Origin of the sequence: Mucilaginibacter sabulilitoris (genome assembly GCF_034262375.1) — a bacterium.
Taxonomy (GTDB): domain Bacteria; phylum Bacteroidota; class Bacteroidia; order Sphingobacteriales; family Sphingobacteriaceae; genus Mucilaginibacter; species Mucilaginibacter sabulilitoris.
Genome location: NZ_CP139558.1, coordinates 3,658,877 through 3,684,018 on the forward strand (window position 1 = coordinate 3,658,877; position 25,142 = coordinate 3,684,018).

The window sequence follows — 25,142 nt, forward strand, 5'->3', positions numbered from 1 at the left end:
GGTTTTGCAAATCAAAAGCATTACATTTGAAAAAAATACTTTTAACTTTCAACCTCAAACAGCCTGTTTTGCATGAGTAAAAAACTATCGATTAACGACATCGCGAATGAATTACATGTTGCCAAATCGACCGTGTCATTTATATTAAACGGAAAAGCAAAAGAAAAACGGATCAGTGAGGAACTGACCGAACGTGTGCTGAAGTTTGTGGAAGAGAAGGGTTACCGGCCCAATCAGCTTGCCAAAAGCTTGAGTACGGGCAAGACGAAGATGATCTGCCTGCTGGTTGAAAAAATATCGGATTACTTTTTTTCCCACATCGCCTTCCACCTGGAGGCGCTGGCTTATAAAAATGGTTATAAGATTATTTATTGCAGTACTGAAAATGACCCGGAGAAAACCCGCGAACTAATCAGTTTATTAAGGGCGCGGCATGTGGACGGTTATATCATCACGCCGCCGCCAGGTATTGAAACGGAAATTCAGGCTTTACTGACTGATGGTTTGCCTGTGGTGCTGTTTGACCGTTACCTGCCCGGCATACCGACCGATTATGTGGGCCTCGATAACTACCATGGCACTTATGAGGCCGTTGAATTTTTAGTGAAGGCCTTATCGAAGAGAATAGCGCTGGTCACCCTGAATTCCGGTCAGACGCAAATGCTTGAGCGGCGCGACGGCTATATGACGGCGCTTAAAAAATACAAGTTGAAGCCTTTGATTCTGAAAGTGCCCTTTGAAAACCCTATGGAGACGACAGTAAAGCAGTCGCTTCAGTTTATCAAAGACAATCCCGATATCGATGCTATTATCTTTGCTACCAACTATCTCGCACTTAGCGGGATAAAAGCGATAAATGAAGCGGGGCTTCAAATTCCATCGGATATCGGGGTGATCGCTTTCGATGACCACGATGTTTTCCGTATTTATAATCCATCGATCAGTGCAATTGCCCAGCCCCTGGATGAGATGGCCAAACAATTATTTAAGATCCTCCTGGACAAACTGGAAAACCGGGTGAGACTTAAGGACCTTAGTAAAATTATCATTCAACCTGAACTTATATTAAGAGGGTCCACAACGGATACGCTGGTGCGTAAATAATGTTTTTTCAATTTCAGGAATACGGGAAAGACGCGGCCTACCCTTCCTTTGGCTTTGATTTTAATGCGGAAAAAGCATTAAGAACTATCGGAACACCAGTTGTAACAATAGCCAGATATTTTAATAATGTGGAATAGGTTTCTTTTTGTGAAGTAAATAAGAAAACTAATACAGCCAGGATCAATAGCAGGAGCGGTGTTTTTAGCTTGCTCCAGTTACCGGTATCTTTTATTTGTTCCTGGATTTGCAGGGCCTCCGCATGTCCTATCGCCGTCAATATGAAATTACGGAATTCATTGTTGAATATTTTCAGGATATTGTATTCCCGTATGATCAAGCCTTTACTGATGAGCAGCGTCAGGTTATAATCGTCATAAGGGTTTACTAATCCATCCTCTGCCAGATCGTATAAAAGGAATTTTTCTTCTTTGGTTAATGATTGCCAAACATACATGTAAAAATAATGCGAGGTTACACCTAATTTGGCAGATAACGATTCCCCATCGACGGATCCGGGGGCTTTCTTGTCCTTCTCCTTCATGATAGTAAGCACAGGTTTACGGAGCCTTTGAAGGAAATGACTGTTCCGGGTTTCATATAAGAGCATCTTCTCCCATTCCGGAGTATCCTTAGTAAAATTAAGTTCGCAGTTTTTCAGTCTTTCGATCGCAATATTAAAATGCCCCAAAAGTACGTGCCATCTTTCCAAATCATGCTCCGGCTGACGGTCGCTTGTTGTATTTTCGTTGTTTTGCTGGTTTAGCGAGTCCAAAAAATTTACCGGATGGACAGTGGATATCACCAATAGCTTGCTTTTGTTTTTCTGGAGCAGCGATTCCAGAAAGTTAAGTTTGAGATTGTTGGTCTTGGTGTTTTTGATATCATATTCGAAATGATTGATAATGATCAGTTGATATTTCTCCTTATCCATTTCGGTTAAAATATCATCCCAAACCCCATTTTCCCCATCATTTGGGAGCAGGATCATATCCGCGATAAAAAAGGTGTCCAAACTGGGATCTTGCGGGTTATAAATGATTGGATCGCCATTTTTTCCGTTAATAGCGGACTTTTCTATGAGTTTTTTAACTTTTGTCAGTTTACCCGACCCGGGAGACCCAATCAGGAACACCAGGGGATTCAATTCGTCATGGGTCAGCAGCAGCGAATCAATATCATCCCAATAAGTTTCGGAAGTAAGGTTCAGTGCAAATAGCTTTCGCAGGACATGGTGAAGTACGAACCAAAACCCTCCCAACGCGCTCAAAAAAATCAGCCAATATACTAAACCGCTAAACCATTCCTCCGGATCAAACGGATTCGGCAGCCGGTATAGCAGCGAAGTGGAAGCGACATAAAAGCGACTATTCGTTTTATAGTGAAAATACGACTCGCCGCGGCCTTGGGCAAACAAGCTGCTATATATTCTTGAACTATCCGCCGCATTGTGATCAAGTTCTTTAATTTCCGGGATCAATTCATCCGCGCCGATCATTAATTTATTAAATAGCCAGCTGGAATATACTTCATCGGACGCCCTGCGGATATTGGGATTACCGCTGAAAGTTTCCGCTTTATCGACCCAAATACTATCAAAATAAATTTTGTTTAAGTTTAACTTGTCTAATGACTGACTGGTATCTTTCTGGATACTTTTGACAAACTCCGTGTGCCGGTACCGGGTAACCAGTTTCACTTCATAAATGGACGTCGCGATAAAAAATGCCACTACCGGCAGTCCGCTGGTAACGATCAGCCGGGTAAAAATCATCAGGGAAAAACTACAGCTATAGTCCCAGGTGGTAGTCTTTTTTAACCAATCCGCATTTTCGCCCCGACGGTAAATTTTCGGGATCGCGAGCAGCAAAAGACCAAAAGCAAGCTGAAAAATGGCGACTGGCAGATAATCGGTAAGCCGGGCAGCATATACATTTAATATAATAGTAATGATGAGTAAAGCCGTCAGTGCATTCTTTTTCAATATCGCCGATGGTTTATCATGGTCTTTTTGATAAACCTTTCTGTAAAGATAGTTGAGAAAACAGGTGATCATCGTCGCGGTGATCAGGAGGATGAACAAGTATTGCAGAAACGTCGTCCAGTAGTATATCGCGATCAGCAAAATGATGGCCCCGATATTTCCGGCCGCGGCGATATTATATTGCTTGTGAAAGTGCTCATTTGGCCCGATCCAGGAAATATCGAAATATTGTTTCTGGTAATAACGCTTTTTATAAGAGACGATAAACACGATCAGGAATTCTGCAGCCAGGAGGAGAAAAAAGCCAAAAAGCATGAAGTAGCTGAAACAGAAGTTATTAATATCCCGGATACCTGAAAAAGTATGATCTTCGAGGATAACCAGATAGTAGGGCAAACCCTTAATCGGAGAAACAAAAGCGTTATAATCTTTGCCGGCGTAGCCAGTCATGAAAAATACATCGTTCCTGGCTTCGATCGCCGCTTTCAGGACAGTGTGATTGGAGAATTCGCTGAAGAGATTTTCGTTGAGTTGCCTGGAAGCGTTTTGATGATATAGCACCTGGCCTTGTTCATTGACAACCGCGTACAGAAAACCGGCTGGCAGTACATCGTGTTCAAAGCAACTCAGATTAAAAGCCACGGCTATATAAGGAATAGCATCTTTAAACATGGATTTTTTCGCCATTACCGTTGTAAACTTCCCCGTTGTCCAGGAAACCACCTGCTCCAGGGTAAATTCCGCCCGGACGTTATCTTTCAGATAATAAGGATTGCCATCTTTCAGACTAAGATAATAGGCCCGGTTGGAAAAGTCCCCGGGTGGAGAAGATACGGCTTCGGGCGCCCAGTTGTAAATTTCCATACCATTTTTATCCAGGGCGTAGACCTGGTTAATACTGATTTTTTTGGCAAGCTGCTTCAGGCCTGTGCCAAAACTGTCAGTTACCATTTTGGAATTAAGATTGGCTTGTTTTTTCTGATTGATCAGGATATCTGCCTCCTCCAATGCACAGTATGTTTTTTCGATCTCGGAAGTAAAAGCATGTTTGATATGGTCAGAAAGTGCTTTGCCGGATATCTTTGTATCAGCAGCACCTCGTCTCCGGTTATTTGAATTATAAGAAAAAAAAGCAAAAAAGAGGATGGACATCAATAGCATCGACACGCCAAAGGAGAATAGGCCATCAGCCCAGGTGAGCCGGTCCTTGTTGCCGATCTGGTAAAGCTTGATCCAAGGCAGCGAAATGATGCCCGCCATCGCGATCGTGAGCAAAAAAAGCACACCCGCTTCAGGCAATTTGTTTTTTTCGGCATCATAGTTTTCCTTGGTTAACAGGCCAGCAATGACAATCGAAGAAGTTGTATTCAGGTTCAATTGCTGCATAAAAAGTTTGTAGGCAGTACCGCTGATCGTTACATTCTTAATCTGTCCTTTTGCGAAACCGGTTTTTTCTATTTTTAAAGAGTCGTTTGTTATGGTAGTAATTCCGCTTGGAAATGTTTGCTGGATGACCTTCGTATCATTAAAAATAATATACTCGTTAAAAATATCTTTTGAGAGCAGTGGATCCATGAACTGTTTCAGGGTATAGGTCATATTAACGCGGACGTTTTTATTGCTCAGCCGTATGATAAGCTCAGTATTGTTAAACTCGACGGCAGAACTATCCGCCTTACGATCAACACGTTTATAATACTTACCGGATGTATCGATGCTTAAAGCGAAGTTTTCCCTTGGATAGTTGTCGATATACTGTCTGACTGCGGCGCTGTCATATGCCGTGTCATTTTTTATATAAGCATTACTCAGCGTCCTGAGCAGCGCGAAGGAGTTATCTATTTTTCGGGCGATGTTATTTTCAATGTTCTGGAGGCCCCGGTATTGTTTTTCTTCTAATTCTCGCTGGCGATCGGGAACATACTTTAAGAAATAAACAGACCCGACCGCGATTAAAAACAATACGGTGACCATAACCACCCTTTGATTACGGCTGAAGGAAAAAAGATTGCTTAACATATGGAATCAGGATAGGATTTATTGAAAATATATGCTGGCCGGATTTTACCCGTGAATGCGTATGCCTTCGAAACAGTTAACGTTTAATAATAAAGGGAGTCTTTTATTGTCCATGATGAGTTGGTTTAAGTTGACTTATCATAAAATTGAAGTGATTGGAAATTGCAATTCTCTGGTTTTCAATAAATTTACAATAATAAATCTTAAAAACTAATTCGTAAAACCACGGATATAAAAGCGTAGTTCTACGTTATTTGGGCGAAAATCTTCACCGATCCGTTCGTTTGATCAGCTCAATTATTTTGGGATCACGCGCCTTGTCCAACGCGGTTTTACCGTCAAACGACTTGAAATCTATATCAACGCCGTAATCAATGAGGATAGCCGCATATTTATAGGAACCTATTTCGCAGGCGTGCATAAAAGCGGTATAGCGGGCGGCATCAGGATAGTTTTTGGCGGCTTCATTGCCGAGGAGAACTTTTTGATGCAGATAAATCTCTTTTTTCAATAGTACAACTTCCAGTTTTAGCTGTGCCTTTTTCGATAAAAGATTGATGCTTTCAATTTGCTCTTCTGCTACCTTAGTCTGTCAGCACTTATACGGCTAAGGGCAATGCCGCAGGCAATCCGGGCCCGATGCTGCCGGTGGTTACGGACGTTATGCCGGAAAAGGTACAGGAATACCGCTGGGGGCTACTTTCGCTGGAGGATGACTGGCCGCACAGTAAAAATAAACATGCGCGGATCGAATCATTGTTTTTAGTGCCGCTTTGGAAGGAGCTGGCGGGCCGCAAGCATTGAGTGGTACGTATCCAGGCCTATTTCGAATATAACCCGGTGCGAAACATGACGTATAAAATCGAGCGCACGGACGGTCAGCCTTTTTACATCGTAGGGTTATGGGATATTTGGTTTGATATTAAGACGGGCGTATTACTGCCTAATTTTACGATGATCACGATGCCGCCGAATGCAAAGATAAGTGAGGTACACGACCGGATGCCGGCTATTTTGGAGCGCGGCGATATTAAGCATTGGATCAACCGGAATTTATCTGGTGAGGAGCGTGTGTGGTATCTGCGCGGCAGTCCCTGCGCTTCCGAAAACCTGGACATTAGTATCTATAAAGATCATCGGGCTCAGTGACGGGGCAATCTAGTTTTTTTTCAGCCTGGCGCTTGTTAATCAGGCCCCGTATGCAACTTGTTGAAAGGGGATTCGTATACAACAAATCAATCCGTTTGTTTACCTGTTGTCTGTGAGGCTTATATTTAACATTTATATTTTTAATGATTAGGACCCGGGCGCTTGTCCACCTGTTTAGATTTGTCGTGCTTTTGGTATGGTTAATGATACCGGTTGCGTGTTTTGCGCAACATCAGAGTCTTAAATTCGAACATATAGGCACAAGAGCGGGATTATCGCAAATTGATGTAAGCTGCATCGTCCAGGACAGCCGGGGATTTATGTGGATTGGAACCGGAAACGGGTTGAACAGGTATGACGGTTACAAATTTATCAGCTATCATCATGACCCTGAGGATAGCAACTCCCTTAGTAATGACGTCATCAGTGATATTGTAGTTGACCACACCGGCAATATATGGGTAGCCACAAAAAGTGGTTTAAACAAGCTGGAAATAAAATCCGGGCGCTTCTCCAGGTATCTCCATAATGATAAAGCCCCTCATAGTTTAGCAGCTAATACCATTAATAAGATTGCCCTTGATTTTAAAGATAATTTATGGATCGCCACACAGAGCGGGGGCCTGGACTATTTTGATCGCAAAAAAGGTATGTTTCAGCACCATGTCCACCAGAAGGCCAACGCGCTTAGTCTGAGCAATAACAATGTGCTGGCTATACAGCAGGATTCGCAGCACCATCTTTGGGTAGGGACCGCGTCGGGGAGATTAGAACTTTATCAGCCTGCTCAAAATGCGTTTTTGAAATTCGGACAGGGTACCGGAAACCCCATCACCTGTATTTATGAAGACAAATCCCGCGTTTTGTTTTTGGGTACCGAATCCACGGGCGTCTTTCGTTTTGATATCCGCGATAAGATATTCAGTCATCTTAAAAATATACCAAAAACTACAGGCGATAAGTCCGTAAATACCATCAACAGTTTGAGTGAAGATGACCTGGGCAACCTTTGGGTCGGTATGGAGCATGGAGGGCTGGCGGTGCTGGATAAAACCACGAGTGCATTTTATCTATATCAGCATGATGAAATAGATGAAAACAGCATAAGAGGTACCAATATCAACGCGCTTTGTAAAGATAAGTCGGGTAACATGTGGTTGGGCGCTTTTGGCGGGGGAGTTAATTTATATAAAAAAACAGTCGCCAGTTTTCCGATGTACCGGCATAATTCGTCGGCCGGGAGTTTGTCTAACAATTTCGTGCTGAATATTTTCGAGGATAAAGACAAGCACATCTGGTTGGGGACAGATGGGGGCGGGCTTGACCTGTTCGATCGTGGGAAAGGAACTTTTAGCCACTACCGGCAACAGCCTGTGGGTAAAAACGGCATAGCCGGTAATTATATTATTACAATGAACCAGGCTGATGATGGCCGCTTATGGATAGGTACCTGGGGAGATGGCCTGAGTATATATGATCCGAAGACTCATCTATTCCAAAATCTAAAAAAAGAACCCGATAACCCACAAGGCATCGGCGGCAACAATATCTATAGTATTATTCAGACAAAAGATAAAAAGACATGGCTCGGCACGTTTAACGACGGCCTGGACTGTTATGATCCCGCGACTGGTCAATTTAAACACTTCAGGTACAGTACAGATAACCCTGACGGTATTGGCAGCGACAGGATTTACGATTTATGCGAGGACCATTTGGGTAACTTATGGATCGGAACAAATGATGCGGGCCTCGACCTTTTGGATCGCAAAACTGGCAAGTTCAGCCATTTTGAGCACAGTGACCATGCGAACAGCTTGAGTAACAATACGGTAACTGATATTTTGGAGGACAGCAGGGGAAATCTGTGGTTGTGCACCATAGGCGGATTGAATTTGCTGGATGTGGCCAGCCGGCACTTTACGGTTTTTACGATAAAAAGTGGTTTACCAAGTGATGTAATATACGCTATTAAAGAAGATGATGGCGGCGATCTCTGGATAAGCACTAACAGCGGCCTGTCAAAATATGACCGAACAAAAAAAAACTTTACCAATTATACCATTGAAGATGGTTTGCAGGGTGATGAGTTTAAACCCCATGCCGCGTTAAAAAGCAGCGATGGCCAGTTGTTTTTTGGGGGCACAAATGGCTTTAACGCTTTTTATCCGTCTCGTGTATTAAAACCAGCGGGTTTTCTCCCTTTAACGGTTACCTCCATCCAGGTTTTTAATAAGCCCCTGGCTCCTGCAAGGGATAAGACGGATCCTTCTCCCTTAAAGCAAGACATTGCCGATGCGAAAAAAATTACCCTGAGCTATAAGCAATCTTTCTTTTCGCTCGAATATGCCGCATTAGATTACGGTACGGCTGATAAAAAGCAATATGCTTTTAAACTGGACGGGTTTGATGAAGACTGGAACTATGTGGGGGCACGGAATACGGCATTTTACACCAATATACCTGCCGGAAAATACTTGTTTAAAATCAAATACCGGAACAATTGGGGGCTTTGGTCGCCGGTAAAGACGGCGCTGCAGATTACGATTGTGCCGCCGTTCTGGCTTACCTGGTGGTTTAAGTTTTTGATTTTGTTTTGCATAGGCATCGCTCTGTATTCCAGCAACCGGTACCGGATGCGCGTCAATAAATTGCGGCAGCAGGTTCTGGAACGACAGGTTAGGGAACGAACGAAGCTGTTGGACCGCAAGACTATCGACGAACACCGCGCCCGGGAAGAGGCGGAGCAGGCCCGGGAAGAAGCGGAACAGGCTAACGTTGCTAAAAGCCTTTTCCTGGCCACGATGAGCCACGAGATACGGACGCCTATGAATGGTGTACTGGGAATGGCGGCGCTTTTATCCGGTACCTCCCTGACCCCTGAGCAGCAGGAATATACGGAGACGATCAAAAACAGCGGCGACGCGTTATTAGCAGTCATCAACGACATTTTGGACTTTTCTAAAATAGAAGCCGGACACATGGAACTCGATTCGCAGGACTTTCACCTGCAAAATTGCGTGGAAGGGGCCATTGACGTTTTTGCAGATAGCATAGCCCGGAAAAACCTGGATTTGGTTTACCATATAGGCGACGGTGTGCCGGACATTATCTGCGGCGATGAACTGCGGCTGAGGCAAATACTGCTCAACCTGATTGGTAATGCGGTAAAGTTTACAGATTCCGGTGATATACTATTGGAAATAAAAATATGCGGTGCAGAACCCGGCAGGACGATATTAGAATTCCGTGTAAAGGATACCGGGATCGGGATCGCCCCGGACAAAATAGACCGGTTGTTCAAAGCGTTTTCGCAAGGCGATTCCACAACCACGAGAAAATACGGCGGCAGCGGGCTCGGACTTGCCATTAGCAAAAGACTCGTTGAACTAATGGACGGAAAGATCAGGGTATTTAGCGCCCTTGGATCAGGAAGCACTTTTTCTTTTGATATCCCCTTAAAAGAGGGAAGGGTAATTCCCGCCGGGAAAATTACAAATCCGCTACGGTGGCCGGGTAAGCTGGCCCTGATCGTGGACGATAACGGGACCAGCCGCGATATCCTGAAGCAGCGGCTGGAAAAATATGGCTTTGTGCCACTGCCTGCGGAATCAGGCGCGGCGGCGATGAAGTTATTGTCTGAACACCCTGATGTGGATTTATTGGTAACTGACCAAAACATGCCCGGGATGAGCGGGGTTGAGCTGTCAAAAATGGCCCGGGCGGCCATGCCCTCGCTTCGTATTATTTTGCTTAGTTTTCCCGGTCATGAACAGCAGAGGGATTATTACCGTTTCGTTGATGCTGTGCTGACCAAGCCTGTTAAATACGACGCGTTATTCAAGGCCATCGCAAATCAGTTTACGGGTTTCGTTTTACCTGATGCTGCACCAGACCTTGATCAACAAGTGATTTTCACCGTGGAGTTCAGTCAGAAGTACCCATTGTCTATCCTGATCGCCGAGGATAACCTGATCAATCAAAAGCTGGCCGTGCACTTGCTGAAAAAAATGGGTTATGAACCTGATGTCGCCTTAAACGGCGCTGAGGTCCTTCATTTATTACAAAGGAAGGATTACGGGCTCATCCTGATGGACATCCAGATGCCTGAAATCGATGGTTATGAAGCAACGAGGAGGATCAGAAAGCAAAACGCCTTCCAGCCGGTGATCATTGCCATGACCGCGAATGCCATGCAGGAGGACCGGGCGATATGCTTAAAGGCTGGTATGGATGATTACCTGAGCAAACCGGTCAACTTAAATGCTTTAATAGAAGTGCTGAAAAAATGGAGCAAAGAACCTCTTCATAAATAAAAAGTCCTAAATCAATAAACAAAAGGTCCGGACAGGTCATCATGATTTTCAACGCGCTTTTCCGCAAACTGCCACCACTTTTGCCGGAGTGGCGTGTGTGTTACTACACTTACCCAGGACTACATAAATGATGATAAAGATAATAATGGTGGACAGGCAGCCACCTCCCAGTTTTTTGGCGCCCCAAGCGGCGATAATAGCCCTAAAGAATTTATTCATTGCAGAAGAATGTTTGGTTATGATCTAAACAACAAGTCTGGTAAATAGTTGTACCTTAATTAATTATTTATCCGGAGAGGCTATAAGTATGACTCAGTGATGTTGTATTGTCCTTGTTACTATACAGTCCCGTTCAGGCGATAAAGCCTGTAAACTGCCTGGTGTCTGTGTCGACAACGCCATACAGGTGGTGATAAATGGTTCTTAGCTTCACCGTTTCCCTGCTGAAAAGGTCAATGATCTTGTTCGCGGCTGTTTTAACGGTTTGATGGTGGTTGATGTGTACGATTTGCATATTAAGTGATGTACTAAGGTTGTGCCAATCCGGTATTCAGCTCTTTAAATTCAGTAGTTTGTACGCGTTACCGTGAGCGATCTTTGCCAGCGGGTCATCAGGCAGACTGGTCTCCTTTAGGAACAGGATGCCCATTTCGTTGGTGCTGAAAGGATAGTCAACGGAAAACAGGATGTTATCAATACCAAAGGTGTCTAATGCGATCCGGAGCGGCGGCTGGGTGAAAAAACCGCTGGTGGTAATATGAAGCTGCTGGTGGAAAGTATCAGTAAGCGTACGTTGATTGGCACCGCCGTTCCCGGGCCGGAATGCTCTTTCTGACCTCGCCATCATCATGGGCAGCATTTCGCCCATGTGCCCCAATAATCAGTTTGAGTCTGGGGTATTTATCAAAAGTTCCCGCATAAAGCAGGCGTAAAACATGTAACGCGGTTTCCGAATGCCAGCCCCATCCGTAACAAGCCAAGGCTTCTGCCATACCGGAATGTTGCGGCAGTCCGCTGTAATAAATGTCCGCCACTCCTTTTGGCGGCAGGCCGGGATGTAGATATATCGGTATCTCGAGTTTCTCTGCCCGTTCAAAAACGGGTGTAAATTCAGGCTGGTCTAAAAATTTATCTGCTGTCAGCCCTCTGATCATGGCGCCCCGGAAATGGTATTTTGTCACTGTCCGTTCCAGTTCATCGGCGGCGGCAAGGGGAGCTGTCATGGGCAGATGGGCGAGCGCTGTGAAGCGGTGCTCAAAACCCCTGATGTTTTCGGCGATCAGGTCATTATACTTCAGCGCAAAAGGAGGGTCTTGTTCAGCGCTTAACAGGTTCGCGCCTGAGCTGTCTACGGAGAGCACCTGCATGGAAATGCCACAGGCATCCATCGATATTAAGCGTTCCCCCGTAATGTCGGCCAGCTTTGGGGTTAATTGCTGCATCCTTTCCGACTGGCCGAAGCCGGCCAGCGCTTCCTTAGATATTTGCGCTGTCATTTCGGGAAAGGACATGTGTTCTTCAAGAGTTATGATCGGCATAGTTGGTTGATCAATTAAAAGTCAAAGAAAGTCAAGCAACTTTCAGGCCGCAATGCAGGGTGTAAGACCTGATCAGTTAAATGTCTTTCGGAACTCCAGCGGCGAAAGTTCGGTACGGGCTTTAAACAAGCGGCTGAAAGATTGCGGGTGTTCGAAGCCTAAAGCATAAGCCACTTCGCTAACTGATAGCTTTGTGGTGGATAGTTGCTCCTTGGCTTTTTCAATCAGCCAGTTGTGAATATGCTGCTGAGCGTTTTGTCCGGTCAGCGCCCGCAGCATATCGCTGAGGTAACTTGGTGAGATGTTCAGCTGTTCCGCCAGGGACTGCACAGACGGCAGACCTTTGCCGAGCGCATTTGCACCGGCAAAATAATGACTGAGTATACTTTCCAGCTTTCCGAGCAAATCGCTGTTGACCGCTTTGCGGGTAATAAACTGGCGCTTGTAAAAACGTTCGGCGTAGGTCAGCAGGAGCTCAACCTGCGCAATAATGACATCCTGACTGAGCTCGTCGATGCGGTCGCTAAGTTCTTCCCCAATATTTTGAAATATAGCCATGACTTTGGCTTTTTCCGCTTCCGATAAATGGAGGGCTTCATTAGCGGCATACGAGAAAAACCCGTACTGACGGATTTTCCTGGCCAGCGGGTAGTTCCAAAGTAAGTCAGGATGGATGAGTAGCGTATATTGGGAACAGGCACCGCTGTTCAGTTCTTCGTTACCACCTATAATTTGTCCAGGGGACGCGAACAACATTCCGCCTTCGTCAAAGTCATAATGACCCTGGCCGTAACGGATGCGTCCACTCAGCCGGGGTTTGTAGGAAATCTTGTAAAAGCTCAGGACATGTCCCCCGGCAGGCGGCTGGACATCAATGCCGGCGCCAATCAGCGCCACCAGGGGGTGCTGGGGCTTTGGCAGTCCCATGGCCTGCAGTGCTTCTGTCAGCGAACCGAATTTTTGCGGTACATGTTTTTCCTTTTTCATCCTTGCAAAGTTAAGGCTATTTTATTTTGGTTCGCCCTGCGCTGAGGCCGAGACGTCATTCCATTGCTCCCAAACGGCAAGGCGCTCATCGTAAGTCTCGCGCGTCCAGTCCAGGTTATGGCTGCCCAGGTTAAAACGCAGCGGCGGGTTGTCTGAATCTACCATCCGGAAAAGCGCCTGCGGCGTGGCCTGAGGGTCGCCTCTCTTAAGGGCTTGCAGGCCTTTGATAAACTCACTTTTAAAATTCTCATAGATATCCATGCCGCCGGCGAATTTAAGCGATTCCTGGCTGCCGAACTCGGTAGCGTAGGCACCCGGTTCTATAATCGTCACTTTTAGGTTAAACTGTTTGATCTCCTGCGCGAGACTTTCATGGATCGCTTCGAAGGCCCATTTGGAAGAACAGTAGTAGCCGATGACCGGCAGTGTTACATGGCCAAGGTTACTGGAAGTACCCAGGATATGACCGTAGCCTTGTTGGCGTAACAAAGGTAAGGCGGCTTTGATCACCGATAGGGGGCCGATAACGTTGGTTTCATAGAGCGAACGCACTTCGCCAGCGCTGCCTTCTTCGACGGTTCCGACCAGTGAATAACCTGCATTGTTGAGCACGATATCCAGCCTGCCGAAATGGGCATGTGCCTGCTCTACAGAAGATTTGGCTTGTTCTGCATTGGTGACGTCGAGCTCGAGTGCCAGTACCCTGTCCCCATATTTTTTGTTAAGGTCTGCTATGCTGCCGAGTGTACGGGCGGTAGCGGCTACCCGGTCGCCGCGTTCCAGGGCGGCTTCGGTCCATACCCTGCCGAACCCGCGGGAGGCGCCAGTTATGAACCAGGTCTTTGGTGGTCTTGTTTGTTGTTCCATAGTGAAACAAAGGTCGTCCGTTAATTAACACGGGGGCTAACTAAATTGCGGGTGTTTGTAACTGAAATGCGGGAAAAATATAAAGGGCAGGAGTTGAGGTTGATTAACGGCTTTGATGAGTTGTCATACGGTTACAGCCTGGCCAATTGTTCCCGGTATTCAGGCGCGATATACTTTTCAAACCTCGCCAATAAAGCGCTCAGCTTCGGATTGACGATGTTTTGGCAAAAGGGCTTGGAAGGATCTTTATAATAATAATCCAGGTAGTTCTCGTCATTGAGCTTAAAAGTGACGAAGGGTAAAACCTCAGTAATGATGAGCTCACCGAAGTCAGCTTGTAATTTCCTGATCGCTGCCTTGGCAAATTTGTTTTGTTCTTTGTCAAATGTATAGACAGCTGACCGATACTTGCCACGCATGGAATGCGTTGAGGTGCAACTATGCGTGTATAAGTGAATCGCGATCAGGGTTCGCAAATCAATTTCGTTTTCGTCAAAATGCACAATCACCGCTTCGGATGGTTGGGTATGACCACCATCAGACGCGATCCAACCTTGATCGACCTTTTGCACGCCGCGCAAAGAACGAAATATGGCCTCTGTACACCAATGACATGAACCGCCGAAACCGATTTGCTGCATCAGGGCAAAGGTACGACAAAAAACAAAGGCTCACCGCTTGCAGGGCATCACTGTCAAAACTCAAAAAATATATAGCTTTACGATAGCACAAGACCTGACCAATATGTTCCTTGTTAACCCGGGCACAGCTTACCCCGATAGCCCCTTGCTTAGCCGGCAAAACCATCACCGTAGCCGGCCAGGTCCTGGATTACAAAGGGAAACCAGAGATCATCGTAACAGCGACTAATCAATTAAAAGTGATATTATAACTTTTTTGACTAATTTTAGTCATTAACCAATGCGCACCATGAACATTGAATCGGTGATCCCCATTTTGTATTCCGAAGATGACCGCCGGAGCATTCGGTTCTAGATCGCGATTGAAGATGACCGGTATTTTCATCCATCCAGCTGCTTATCCACATGACCCATACGGTAATAGAAATTGTGCAGACCAATAACGACGCCGAGCCTTCTTTTGAAGTCTGGCAATGTGCCTATCCGTTAGCGGAAAACCGTTACCGGATAGCTTATGCGCCCGCAGTTCCGGGACCGGATCACTGGCCGGTACCGGCAGACCCGGGAAACTATTTATCGCATGCGCTTAAGTGGTATTTTGAAGACTATATATTAAATCCGGCGCCGGAACGGGTACAGCAATCGAAAAATGTACTCAAGGCATTATATGATTGGGGCAAAGAAGTCTACCGGTTACTTTTTAACACGGAGGTCGCGCGGAAAGGATACACCGCATGTACAAGCCTCCCATTGGATCACGAAACGCGCATAGAAATCCACTCCCGGAATACAAAAATCCTGTCCTGGCCCTGGGAGGCGCTGATTGATCCCGGCGGCGAACACATCGGAGCTTTACTATCGGTTGAAAGAATATTTACCGGTGCCGGCCCGCAGGAGAACGTGACACAGCAACCTCAACAGTCAAAGAAACTGGATGTATTACTGGTAACCGCCCGCTCCCGGACGGATATCGATTATCGCCTGATCGGCAGGATCTTGTCTAACGCGGGGGCGGCGATCCGCCTGACCTTGTTAAACCCTCCCACACTGAACCATTTAAAAGAAATATTGGCCGGCCCTGAAAGATTTGACGTCGTTCATTTTGACTGCCACGGTATTTACGAGGCCTTAGATGGGGTATCCCATGCGGGTTATTTGCTGCTGGAACAAGACAACACTTCCTTAATCCCGGTGAGCGCTGATCAGCTATCTGATGCGCTGGGGCCGGATTGTCCCGCGCATATCGTGATGAATGCCTGCCGTTCGGCCATGTCAGGCTATAGTCCGCATAATGATGCATTTTCACTAGCTACAAAGTTATTGCTACACCCCGGCATTACGGATGTTACGGCGATGGCCTATAATTTATCTGTGGAGGCAGCCGAACATTTTGTCCGGAATTATTATACCGGCTTACTCCGTCATTTCAGGCCCGGTTACGCCGTCCGGATGGGAAAAATGTCCATGAGGCAAGAGCCCGCGCGTTCCTTCATTGGGGGGACGGTCAACATGATGGATTGGGTCATACCGGTTTTTTACCGGAAATACAGCCTTCCGGGAGGCGAGGTAATTCGTACGGCCGAGCCCGGTAATTTGGAAACCTTACCGATGGTTACCCTGGATGATTGCATCGGAAGGGACAAGTTTTTCTATCACCTTGACCGGCTTTCCAATCTTAAACAGTGCGCATTTTTTATTTTTGGGCTGGCAGGAGCGGGCAAAACCATGCTGATTAAGGCGTACCTGACCTGGCGAAAAGATACCGGGGATCAGCGCGGCAGTTCATGGATCGATTTTGAAAAATGCCAAAATTTAACGGATGTTTTGCGAACGCTCGCAGGCTCCCTGGCCGCAGAAAAGGATATGGTGCCATATGAAAATAAGAAAGCCCTGCAATCCTTTATCTTAACGGAATTAGCGATCCATCCCAGGTGGGTCATGATGGACAATATCCAGGAAGCCAATGCCCCTTTTTCGGATGCTAAAGGGTTCCGTGATACGGACAGATCGGCTTTGTCGCAACTCATTGGGGAAATAACAGCGACGGGAAGCGTTGTAATCGCTTCCGGCAGGGGAAAGCAATCCTGGCTCCATAGCCATAGCCGCGTGATCGACTTGCCGATGACCGGGTTGAACGATATCGAAAGATGGCAGTTCATTAATAAATGGTGGGAAAGTGAATACCCGGACCCTGCGGTGCGCGCCGCGGCGGAGCAATCCGAAAACTATAAAAACCTCCTGTTTTTTCTCGCGGGCCACCCGGTAATGACTGCTTATGTGCTGGGGCAACTGGCGAAGGGAAAGACTGCCAATGATTATTACCATCAATTCAGGAACGGCGGGTTTAATTTTTCGGCAAAGGATAAATCCTGTCCCCCCATACAGCGGATCATGGATTCCGGCCGGGTTTTCCAGGATGACGATGTGCGGCAGCTGGCGCCTTTCCTGATTTTCCACCAGGAGCTGATCGACGAATTTCTTTTAAAGGAGATGTTAACCCTGATGAACCTGCCGGATCCAAATGAAATTGCCGACGCCGCGCTTCAAAAACTTGAATTTGCCGGTTTGTTGTTTGACAGGTGGTGCCTTCACCCGGTTGCAGGCTGTCTTTTGAGAAATGAATTTAACCCGGATCATTACAAAGAACATGCAGCGATATTTTTGAAGGTGTTGTTCCGGGCAGTTGACAATTTTTATGAAGACCGGTATGATAAGACCATTAACCTCAGTATGGGTACGATCGAAACCGGCATTCGGCAATCATTAAAACTAAAACGCTTTGACCAAACGGTTTTTTTAGCAAAATACTATATTCAATTTTGCAGTACCAATCGAAAGCCGGCCGCAAAACAAAAATTCCTGCTGCTATATGACTTCTTTTTTTCCGGCGGGGAACTGGTCCATTGTTTTGAGCTGATGGTTTACGCCTTGCGCCTTCATATCTGGGATGATTTTAATGATATCAGTTATTGGCTCCATCAGGCAATGACCTGTTTTAATGCCAGCAAAGGGATTTTACAAGCCGATCAGCAAGGCTGGTATTATATCATGCTGGCTGATCATGATTTAAAACAACATCATTTCGCCGGATGCAAAGAAAAATTAGCAATTATTGAAAGTTTTCGCCGAACTTTAAAGGACAAAGCGTTGCTAAAGACCTACCAGGAGATGAAAACCGCATTATCAGCACGGATATAAAAAATAATCCCATGAGTAACCAGGAACCAAAGTCATCAGGAGACTTTTTTTATTTGGCCAAGCAAAAAATCCAGGAAAACAAACTGGACGAGGCAAGACTTTTTGCACAGCGGGCAATCGCGTTAAGTCAAACGGAAAAGAATGAACCGGGCCGGGCCATGAACTTAAGTTTGCTGGGAGAGATCGAGGCCTGGTCAAAACACTACGAAAGCGCGTTCCATTATTTCGACCAGGCGATTATCGTCTTTACCACGCTTGGAGAAATCAGGGATGCCGGGATCACCCGGCACCAGTATGCCAAATTCCGGTATATCAGCGGTCAGATCCCGGAAGCAGGTGAGCTGTTCCTGGCCTCGGCGCAAAGTTTTGAACAAATCAATGACCAGGCAACTTTGAAACTTGTCGTAAACAGCTTTGATACTTTTGTCCGGGAACTGGGTGAAAACGATGCTATTTATATCACCCAAAATACCTTGATGGGGTTTATCAAGCTAGGTTCAAAAGGTGCGAGGGAGGTGTTGATGAATATTTTAAACAAAATGAGCAAATAACAATTGTCAATCAAATGGGCGTACCTCAGAAAAAATTAGCAGTCAGTCAATTAAGCCCGGATCAAGCCGAGCTATTGTTGCGGAAAGTATTGAAAAGCACGGCGCTTTACCAGGTTAGCGATCAAACCAGACCCGCCCCCTCAAAACAGCTGTTCGAGGACCTGCTCCGCCACTACGCTCCGCCGTCTGGATCCACTGAACAAGCAAGCGATGAAGATTTAGGTATTGCCAAGCAAGCCCTGATGGTTTTAGCGGCTGATGACGCCTTTGAAGATTACGTAATAAACCCCGAACGGTACGCCGGGGAAGAAAAACCAACGTCCTTTAGTATTGACCCCGTATCCATATTAAGTTTGACAACGCTGGCGATGGTGGTTTTAAGCACCTACCTGAATATCAAAAAAGACAAAGATGGCTGGAGCTTTGAGTTAAAGATCACGCCCTTGAGTGACAAATTGAAAAAAGAATTATTCAGCCTTATCAAGAAAATCACTTCCGGGCTTTCCTAACCGGTGAACAAGTTGTTTTTACTGGTTTTTCTGAGTAGAGACCGCTGCGCGATTACAGGCAAGTTGATGATCGTCATGATCGTCATGATCGTCTTGGGCGTTTCTTTTTTGGGGGTTCCTGCAGGCCCCCACGCGCCGCGAAATGCTGACTACGTGGTAATGGCTTCTGAAAAGGGCCCTTCGCCGCTTCCTTTCCGGTCGTTTTTTTATCATCAGCGATACGGACACTAATTTTGCGATCATCGATTTCCACGCCATCCATTGCCGCAATCGCCCGGTCAGCACCGGACTGGTCCATCATGGTTATAAAACCATAACCCTTACTGACACCGCTCTCTTTGTCTGTGACAATCGTTACGGTATTGACAATACCATACACACTGAACATTTCGACTAGTTCAATCTCTTCCATATCCTTTGGAAACCCAACGATAAATAGTTTTGCCATAACGCCTACAAATATATCGATTACTTTATGATACAACGTTCTTCATCAGAACAATAGCTTCATCAGCCTTGTTTTCTCATTGCCGCTAACAGAGCGAATCGGAAATAAACTCCAAACGGGAAATCGCTTTTTTGCTGACACAAAACGCTGAGACAGGCTGATAATTTTTTGATGCTGATAAAAGAGCTGCTCGTCTCCATCCAAAACAGGGATACTGCCGGCTGTAGCCGAATAGCTTATCAATTTGCTTTACGGTAACTTGGTGTTTCGTGACAACAGCAGAATCGATCTGTAGCGAACGGCTTTTTGCCTCGGGATTATGATTTTTAGTATTGGAAGACGCTATCTTCATAAGCTTCGGCCTATGCAATAAGAAATAAGAAAAAACAGATACAAGGATACCGAAAATGCTTTAAAATGGTTTTTCTTGTTGGTTAACGATCGGTGTTCGGTAACTGTTTGATCTCTATATTCCTGAAATCGACAGGCTGCCCTTCACTTTGCAAAGCGATAAAGCCGGCGCTTAATAATTTTCCATCCTGTTTGTACTTAGGATCGTAACCATGCGCTACGCCGCCCCCAACGGTGGGCCTGGAATATTGCAGCACGGTATCGCCGTTGATGATATGTGTAATTAATTTGTTGCCCTGAACGATCAGTTCCCCCTTTACCCACTGCTCGCCGTCGTAAGTTTTTGAAGAGGAGCTGATACAATGATCAGGCGAAATGATTCCTTTGTAGACAACATCAGTGCCCGGTGAGCACATATTTCCCGTTGGTCTCAGCTTTCCGTCACCAAAGCCGCCTAATAACTGCATTTCTATCGAGATGGGCCAGTCCTGATCTTTGAGCATGGTCCGTGGATCCTGTGAATGAAACATGACGCCGCTATTAAGAAGGGTGTAATCCGGCGCCCCTTTTTGCTGCTTACCAACAAAGCGGTACTCAAATCGCAGATGATAGTAAGAAAACGGTGTTTTGTAATACAGGTGACCAAACTGATCGTTGAAATCGCCATATTGGTCATAGCTGATTTTGATCATGCCATTTTCCACCCGAAAAGTATTTCCAAAATTTTCGCCAACCAGGTGATGATTGATCTTGACAAACCAATCGTTAAGGTCATGGCCATTAAATAACTTCTTCCAGCCGTTATGGGCATCGCTGGCGCCGGCCGGTTTTTTTACACCGGTAAAGTCCAATAGGGCGAGGCAGGAAAATAAAAAAAGACAGGATGTTTTTTTCATAAAGTGAAAGTGTTACGTATTTGTTTCCATAATCAAAAATAGTATAATTCAGTTCAAGATTTAGTGATACATTCTTACCGGAAAATGGATATCATGTACTGGCCGACGCGCTACGGCTTATTTGCTTTAAGCTGCCAGTAAGGGGCTTTTAGTATCCATTAATGGTCGTTTTTCTGTCAACTGCCGAATCATAATCTTGAGCATAGTCCTTGTATACAACAGGGGAATCACAAATTGTTTTTGCTTGATTGTATAGCTTTCAGGAAAACCGCTTTAAACAGTGTCGCTAAAGGATGTCGTATATGGAATTCAGCAACTTTACTTCGGTACCTTCAGAGATGTGTTTTATCCGTCTATCAGCAACGCCTGCCGTTATTGAATGTGTTTTCCCATATTTTCGGAATCTACCTCATTTTAACCATGGTTTTAATCTTTTTACCGGACAAAGGCAAGAAGGCTTCACAGCTACTGGGTAGTGTTTTTATAGCATTGTCCTTGGTACCTATATCTCTTACGAACTTATCTCCGAACCTAATAAACTTTATCATCTGGGTTTATGGACTACTCCGCTTAAGGAACTTGCGCTTGCCGGCGGCGCATTTGTTGTAGCCTATTCATACGGTGTAGATCCGGCTCCGAAAAAGAGATTTCTGGAAAAACTCACCTCTTATGGCAATTTATTTTTTCTGTAAACCATAACCAGCTATGGAATATCTCACATCATTTATGCGCCATATCTGTTCGGCACAGTTCCTAAATGGATCGCGAACCATCTTTTTTGGGTCATGCTGACCGGAATAACGCTGACTGCCGGTGGTATTGCCATCATCCTGGGAATACGGATCCGAATTATTGCATTGCTGTTAGCGCTCAAGACATTCATTTGGGTTTTTCTGGTGCACGTTCCCAGCACCTGGTCAAAGGCCCTGGCAGCCGACAGGGGTAATCTGCTGGCAAGCACTTTCGTCTCTGGTCGCTCAGATTGGAAGAGTCGTTGCACGGCGAAAGACGAACCGCACTCGGTTGAACCAGTCTTCTTTTAATCTATCCGGAAAGTGATCAGCAATCGTATAGTTCTTCGACCCGGAAAACCGCTGAATCCGGAACGGCGGCGGTATTTGATAACACCGGCCCAATATCGGTTGTTCGTCAAGTATTTCGCTTGCTTGATGTAAATTTTTAAAAATACCAAAATAAGTTAGCTCTTTTTATCATCGTAATCCCCGTAAGAATGGAGATGCTCAGCATTGGTTCGTAAATAAACAGGCCATTGCATACGCTCCTTATATACTATGAACGATAAGGGATGTGATTGAAAAATCTAATAACTATAAATATGAAAAAACAATTAATTATGAAGGCCTTGTTTAGAGCAGCGGCAATTGCATTAACACTTTCTTCCTGTAAAAAAGGGAATATGACGCCAATGACAACGGCGCAGTTTAACGTAAGCCAAACAAATTTAGTGGCAGACAAGGACGGATACAACGCTGTCAAAATCGACCCGGATCTTATTAATGCGTGGGGTTTGGCAGCCAATGAGGGAGGCATCGTTTGGGTGGCCTCGAACCGTAAATCCCTAAGTACGATATACGATACTACAGGGCAAATACTAAGGCCGCCTGCGAATATCCCATCTGCTAACGGTAATCTGATGGGTAAGCCTACTGGTATGGTTTTTAACAGTTCGGCGGATTTTGGCGGAAATAAATTTATTTTTTCGGGCGAAGACGGTACCATTACTGCCTGGATAAGGGATGATAATGCAACCGTGGTTGCCAACGGCATTCCTGGATCAGCGTATAAAGGTCTTGCACTTGCGACCAACGCGGGTGCTAACTTTTTGTATGCAGCTAATTTCAGGGTCGCCAGGATTGATGTATTTGACAAAGCATTCAAGAGCGTGACCACAAATGGGTTTAAAGATCCTAATATTCCAGCAGGGTTTGCACCTTTTAATATTCAGACCATCGGTGGGATGTTATATGTAACATATGCTAAACTGGCCGGCCCCGATAATGAGGACGACAGTCCGGGCGCTGGTAACGGCTATGTCGATGTTTTTAAACCTGATGGTACGCTGGTGAAGCGCTTTGCTTCGCAGGGGTCGCTTAATTCTCCATGGGGAATCACACATGCCCCTGCCGGTTTTGCCGCGACAACGGAGACGATCCTCGTTGGCAATTTTGGCGATGGCAAGATCAATATATTTGATATGAATGGGGATTTCAAGGGCCAACTACAGGCAAATGGAAAAGCAATTTCCATTGAGGGCCTATGGGCGCTTGACTTTGTAAAAATGACCCCAACAGCTGGCAGTAACCTATACTTTACCGCTGGCCCCGGCGGCGAGGCACATGGACTTTTCGGATTTCTTAAAACAGCGATGGTCACTAATACAGGCAATAATAATGGTGACAATAATGGAGGTAGCGGACCTAACGGCTATTAATGGGTTACCGGGGCGTCTCCATTGTGTGCTCCACTATCATTAAAGCAAGGCGCCCTGTATGTGCAGCCTTACCCTATTTTTAACGATGGCAGCGAACTTCCGGCAGTTTTGCCAGGATGACGGCAACAGTAATTTGCCTTGCGGAGATGCGGGCTTTTTCTATATCATGGAGCTTGTTTGCAGTTTTACTTGCTATTATACTTTCTGCATTCCTAATCGCTGCACAGGAGAAAGTCGCCATTCATATTAGGGAAAGGTTGGCGTTTAGCGATCAATCGCAGAAGCAATTTACATGGTAATACTTATTAATACTGATTGATAGCTGCAACTAAATCAATATTCGTCAAGTATTTACCTTGTTTCATGTAAAATAATATAACAGCGCGGATACTTTCTTTTTCTTCGTAGTGTATTCCAATAAATAGTTAATAAATATTATGAAAAAATACTTTCATCACGAACACGAACATATACACGATGCTGATAGCGACGGTATTGATAGGAGAGGTTTCTTAAAATGTATGGCATGGGCAGGCACAGGTGTTCTTTGGATGATGTCAGGAGGCATTTTAAAATCATATGGCATGAGCCAAATGATTGATAAAACTACAGGCAACCTCAAAAAAGGACTTATTATGCCACAATCTGATTTTAGCTTTGTACAGATCAGCGACAGCCACATCGGTTTTAATAAAGCCGCTAATCCCGATGTATTAAGTACGCTGCAAGCTACCATTGATAAAATCAATAATATGCCGTCGGCTCCGTTATTTGTGTTACACACAGGAGATCTTTCACACTTGGCTCAGGCCGAAGAGTTTGACGCGCTGGAGCAATCCTTAAAAAGTGTTAAAACTGAAAAAATATTTTACGTGCCCGGCGAACATGACGTAACAGATAATGGGAAGCTTTATTTGGAACGCTATGGCAAAGGCACAAAAGGTGACGGGTGGTATAGTTTCGACTCCAATGGCGTACATTTTATTGGGTTGGTAAATGTAACAAATCATGTTGACGGGGGGCTGGGCTATTTAGGTCCCGACCAGATCAAATGGCTTGAAAATGATTTAAAACCTCTGTCGTCAAGTACACCTATTGTTGTATTCGCACATATACCAATGTGGGCTATTTATCCGCAATGGGGATGGGGAACGGAGGATAGCGCCCAGGCTTTAATGCTGCTGAAACGTTTTGGATCGGTATCGGTACTAAACGGTCATATTCATCAAACCATTCAAAAGGTAGAGGGAAACATCACCTTCCACACCGCAAATTCAACTGCTTTTCCGCAACCTGCGCCCGGCGCGGCACCTTCGCCCGGACCGATGAAAGTTCCGGTAGGAAAACTTCGATCTATGCTTGGCTTAACCAGTGTAAATTATCAGGAGCATGACCATGCGCTCGCTATTACGGATATACCATTAATAAAACCCGAATAGTAAATGGATGAAGAAACTGTTGAGCTTGGTTAGTTCAATAGATTAGTAGGGTGGAGCCACCTTGGTCGGTGGCTCCTTATTTTAAAAAATTGAAAAAATATGAAAACAATAACATTCTTAGTGCTGCTTATGATAACAGGTGTAGCAGCCATGGCGCAATATAAACCCGCTGACAAAAAATCAAGGGTAGAGTTCACAATCGCTAATTTTGGTTTTGATGTAAAAGGATCTTTTACTGGGATACAGGGACTTATCAATTTTGATTCGCAAAATCCACAAAACAGCAGCATGGACATAACGGTTGACGCCAATACTATAAATACTGATAATTCCTTAAGAGATAAGCATCTAAAAAATGAATGGTATTTTGATGTTAAAAACTATCCGAACATTCATTTCTTATCTTCCAAAGTTACGGATGGCGGCAAATCAGGTAATTATGTGGTTACCGGAAAACTCACTATTAAAGGAAAATCAAAAGATATTTCAATCCCTTTTACCGCAGTACAGGATAATGAAGAATTTCTTTTTAAAGGATCATTTAAAATAAACAGGATAGATTTTGGAATTGGAGCAACAAGTACAATTTCGAATGAACTGGAGGTATTGTTGAATATTTATACGGTCAAAGCCTGAGTTTTTGTAAAATACCTTCCCATAAAATCCTTTTTCTACTAATTTATATTAACCATTTTA

The 25,142-nt window shown here is 45.1% G+C and carries 22 protein-coding genes; 12 read left to right on the forward strand and 10 right to left on the reverse strand.

Features of this window, described 5'->3' with window-relative positions:
* Positions 1-72 precede the first annotated feature (72 nt).
* Positions 73-1,104, forward strand: a complete 1,032-nt coding sequence (locus SNE25_RS15995) for a LacI family DNA-binding transcriptional regulator (RefSeq protein ID WP_321566110.1) — start codon at positions 73-75, stop codon at positions 1,102-1,104.
* Positions 1,105-1,141: 37 nt separating this feature from the next.
* Here the strand turns inward: SNE25_RS15995 and SNE25_RS16000 are convergent, their stop codons facing one another.
* Both SNE25_RS16000 and SNE25_RS16005 read right to left on the reverse strand, forming a co-directional pair.
* Entirely contained in the window at positions 1,142-5,104 is a 3,963-nt protein-coding gene (locus tag SNE25_RS16000; protein WP_321566111.1) for a PDC sensor domain-containing protein, read from the reverse strand.
* A 268-nt stretch (positions 5,105-5,372) separates the two neighbouring features.
* On the reverse strand, positions 5,373-5,615 hold the full coding sequence (locus tag SNE25_RS16005; RefSeq protein WP_321566112.1) for an ankyrin repeat domain-containing protein: 243 nt from the start codon (positions 5,613-5,615) through the stop codon (positions 5,373-5,375).
* 137 nt (positions 5,616-5,752) lie between these two features.
* Between SNE25_RS16005 and SNE25_RS16010 the strand changes: the two genes are divergently transcribed.
* The 4 genes from SNE25_RS16010 (at position 5,753) to SNE25_RS16025 (ending at position 10,836) form a co-directional block, all read left to right on the forward strand.
* Positions 5,753-5,908, forward strand: a complete 156-nt coding sequence (locus SNE25_RS16010; RefSeq protein ID WP_321566113.1) for a hypothetical protein — start codon at positions 5,753-5,755, stop codon at positions 5,906-5,908.
* Positions 5,909-6,253 (forward strand): SOS response-associated peptidase family protein, encoded by a 345-nt coding sequence (locus SNE25_RS16015; protein WP_321566114.1) that lies wholly within the window; start codon positions 5,909-5,911, stop codon positions 6,251-6,253.
* Positions 6,254-6,396: 143 nt separating this feature from the next.
* Entirely contained in the window at positions 6,397-10,569 is a 4,173-nt protein-coding gene (locus SNE25_RS16020; RefSeq protein WP_321566115.1) for a hybrid sensor histidine kinase/response regulator, read from the forward strand.
* 93 nt (positions 10,570-10,662) lie between these two features.
* Entirely contained in the window at positions 10,663-10,836 is a 174-nt protein-coding gene (locus SNE25_RS16025) for a hypothetical protein (protein ID WP_321566116.1), read from the forward strand.
* Between the two features lie 85 nt (positions 10,837-10,921).
* On the opposite strand, the gene SNE25_RS16030 is transcribed toward SNE25_RS16025, so the two are convergent.
* The 6 genes from SNE25_RS16030 to SNE25_RS16055 form a co-directional block, all read right to left on the reverse strand.
* Positions 10,922-11,083 carry a hypothetical protein gene (locus tag SNE25_RS16030; RefSeq protein ID WP_321566117.1) on the reverse strand — a complete coding sequence of 54 codons (162 nt, stop codon included), beginning with the start codon at positions 11,081-11,083 and terminating at the stop codon, positions 10,922-10,924.
* A 36-nt stretch (positions 11,084-11,119) separates the two neighbouring features.
* Complete coding sequence (locus SNE25_RS16035; RefSeq protein ID WP_321566118.1) at positions 11,120-11,437, reverse strand: amidohydrolase family protein; 318 nt, start codon at positions 11,435-11,437, stop codon at positions 11,120-11,122.
* The gene (locus SNE25_RS16040) at positions 11,349-12,107 is read right to left on the reverse strand and encodes an amidohydrolase family protein (RefSeq protein ID WP_321566119.1); all 759 of its coding nucleotides are present in this window, start codon (positions 12,105-12,107) and stop codon (positions 11,349-11,351) included. The genes SNE25_RS16035 and SNE25_RS16040 overlap by 89 nt, the downstream gene beginning before the upstream one ends.
* A gap of 72 nt (positions 12,108-12,179) precedes the next feature.
* Positions 12,180-13,094, reverse strand: coding sequence for a helix-turn-helix domain-containing protein (locus tag SNE25_RS16045; protein WP_321566120.1), 915 nt, complete (start codon positions 13,092-13,094; stop codon positions 12,180-12,182).
* Positions 13,095-13,115: 21 nt separating this feature from the next.
* Positions 13,116-13,961 (reverse strand): SDR family NAD(P)-dependent oxidoreductase, encoded by an 846-nt coding sequence (locus SNE25_RS16050; RefSeq protein ID WP_321566121.1) that lies wholly within the window; start codon positions 13,959-13,961, stop codon positions 13,116-13,118.
* 131 nt (positions 13,962-14,092) lie between these two features.
* Entirely contained in the window at positions 14,093-14,602 is a 510-nt protein-coding gene (locus SNE25_RS16055; RefSeq protein ID WP_321566122.1) for a peptide-methionine (S)-S-oxide reductase, read from the reverse strand.
* A 405-nt stretch (positions 14,603-15,007) separates the two neighbouring features.
* Here SNE25_RS16055 and SNE25_RS16060 point away from each other — a divergent pair, with 405 nt between their 5' ends.
* From SNE25_RS16060 to SNE25_RS16070, 3 genes are read left to right on the forward strand one after another with little or no spacing between them, the layout of a single operon-like run.
* Positions 15,008-17,800, forward strand: coding sequence for a CHAT domain-containing protein (locus SNE25_RS16060; protein ID WP_321566123.1), 2,793 nt, complete (start codon positions 15,008-15,010; stop codon positions 17,798-17,800).
* 11 nt (positions 17,801-17,811) lie between these two features.
* On the forward strand, positions 17,812-18,351 hold the full coding sequence (locus tag SNE25_RS16065) for a hypothetical protein (protein ID WP_321566124.1): 540 nt from the start codon (positions 17,812-17,814) through the stop codon (positions 18,349-18,351).
* A gap of 14 nt (positions 18,352-18,365) precedes the next feature.
* Positions 18,366-18,860 (forward strand): hypothetical protein, encoded by a 495-nt coding sequence (locus tag SNE25_RS16070; RefSeq protein WP_321566125.1) that lies wholly within the window; start codon positions 18,366-18,368, stop codon positions 18,858-18,860.
* Between the two features lie 82 nt (positions 18,861-18,942).
* Here the strand turns inward: SNE25_RS16070 and SNE25_RS16075 are convergent, their stop codons facing one another.
* Both SNE25_RS16075 and SNE25_RS16080 read right to left on the reverse strand, forming a co-directional pair.
* The gene (locus SNE25_RS16075; protein ID WP_321566126.1) at positions 18,943-19,308 is read right to left on the reverse strand and encodes an RNA recognition motif domain-containing protein; all 366 of its coding nucleotides are present in this window, start codon (positions 19,306-19,308) and stop codon (positions 18,943-18,945) included.
* A gap of 434 nt (positions 19,309-19,742) precedes the next feature.
* Positions 19,743-20,555, reverse strand: a complete 813-nt coding sequence (locus tag SNE25_RS16080) for a 3-keto-disaccharide hydrolase (protein ID WP_321566127.1) — start codon at positions 20,553-20,555, stop codon at positions 19,743-19,745.
* A gap of 785 nt (positions 20,556-21,340) precedes the next feature.
* Here SNE25_RS16080 and SNE25_RS16085 point away from each other — a divergent pair.
* From SNE25_RS16085 to SNE25_RS16100, 4 genes are all read left to right on the forward strand, one after another.
* Positions 21,341-21,598, forward strand: a complete 258-nt coding sequence (locus SNE25_RS16085; protein WP_321566128.1) for a hypothetical protein — start codon at positions 21,341-21,343, stop codon at positions 21,596-21,598.
* A gap of 293 nt (positions 21,599-21,891) precedes the next feature.
* Positions 21,892-23,007 carry a TIGR03118 family protein gene (locus SNE25_RS16090; RefSeq protein ID WP_321566129.1) on the forward strand — a complete coding sequence of 372 codons (1,116 nt, stop codon included), beginning with the start codon at positions 21,892-21,894 and terminating at the stop codon, positions 23,005-23,007.
* Between the two features lie 437 nt (positions 23,008-23,444).
* A complete protein-coding gene (locus tag SNE25_RS16095; RefSeq protein ID WP_321566130.1) occupies positions 23,445-24,446 on the forward strand; it encodes a metallophosphoesterase family protein in 1,002 nt (333 codons plus the stop codon).
* A 99-nt stretch (positions 24,447-24,545) separates the two neighbouring features.
* The gene (locus SNE25_RS16100) at positions 24,546-25,082 is read left to right on the forward strand and encodes a YceI family protein (RefSeq protein ID WP_321566131.1); all 537 of its coding nucleotides are present in this window, start codon (positions 24,546-24,548) and stop codon (positions 25,080-25,082) included.
* Positions 25,083-25,142: the final 60 nt, after the last annotated feature.

Coding starts and splice junctions, on each gene's coding strand:
- SNE25_RS15995 (WP_321566110.1), top strand. CDS start 73: ATGAGTAAAAAACTATCGATTAACGACATCGCGAATGAATTACATGTT.
- SNE25_RS16000 (WP_321566111.1), bottom strand. CDS start 5,104: ATGTTAAGCAATCTTTTTTCCTTCAGCCGTAATCAAAGGGTGGTTATG.
- SNE25_RS16020 (WP_321566115.1), top strand. CDS start 6,397: ATGATTAGGACCCGGGCGCTTGTCCACCTGTTTAGATTTGTCGTGCTT.
- SNE25_RS16030 (WP_321566117.1), bottom strand. CDS start 11,083: ATGCAAATCGTACACATCAACCACCATCAAACCGTTAAAACAGCCGCG.
- SNE25_RS16035 (WP_321566118.1), bottom strand. CDS start 11,437: ATGGGCGAAATGCTGCCCATGATGATGGCGAGGTCAGAAAGAGCATTC.
- SNE25_RS16040 (WP_321566119.1), bottom strand. CDS start 12,107: ATGCCGATCATAACTCTTGAAGAACACATGTCCTTTCCCGAAATGACA.
- SNE25_RS16045 (WP_321566120.1), bottom strand. CDS start 13,094: ATGAAAAAGGAAAAACATGTACCGCAAAAATTCGGTTCGCTGACAGAA.
- SNE25_RS16050 (WP_321566121.1), bottom strand. CDS start 13,961: ATGGAACAACAAACAAGACCACCAAAGACCTGGTTCATAACTGGCGCC.
- SNE25_RS16055 (WP_321566122.1), bottom strand. CDS start 14,602: ATGCAGCAAATCGGTTTCGGCGGTTCATGTCATTGGTGTACAGAGGCC.
- SNE25_RS16060 (WP_321566123.1), top strand. CDS start 15,008: ATGACCCATACGGTAATAGAAATTGTGCAGACCAATAACGACGCCGAG.
- SNE25_RS16065 (WP_321566124.1), top strand. CDS start 17,812: ATGAGTAACCAGGAACCAAAGTCATCAGGAGACTTTTTTTATTTGGCC.
- SNE25_RS16070 (WP_321566125.1), top strand. CDS start 18,366: ATGGGCGTACCTCAGAAAAAATTAGCAGTCAGTCAATTAAGCCCGGAT.
- SNE25_RS16075 (WP_321566126.1), bottom strand. CDS start 19,308: ATGGCAAAACTATTTATCGTTGGGTTTCCAAAGGATATGGAAGAGATT.
- SNE25_RS16080 (WP_321566127.1), bottom strand. CDS start 20,555: ATGAAAAAAACATCCTGTCTTTTTTTATTTTCCTGCCTCGCCCTATTG.
- SNE25_RS16085 (WP_321566128.1), top strand. CDS start 21,341: ATGCTGACCGGAATAACGCTGACTGCCGGTGGTATTGCCATCATCCTG.
- SNE25_RS16090 (WP_321566129.1), top strand. CDS start 21,892: ATGAAAAAACAATTAATTATGAAGGCCTTGTTTAGAGCAGCGGCAATT.
- SNE25_RS16095 (WP_321566130.1), top strand. CDS start 23,445: ATGAAAAAATACTTTCATCACGAACACGAACATATACACGATGCTGAT.
- SNE25_RS16100 (WP_321566131.1), top strand. CDS start 24,546: ATGAAAACAATAACATTCTTAGTGCTGCTTATGATAACAGGTGTAGCA.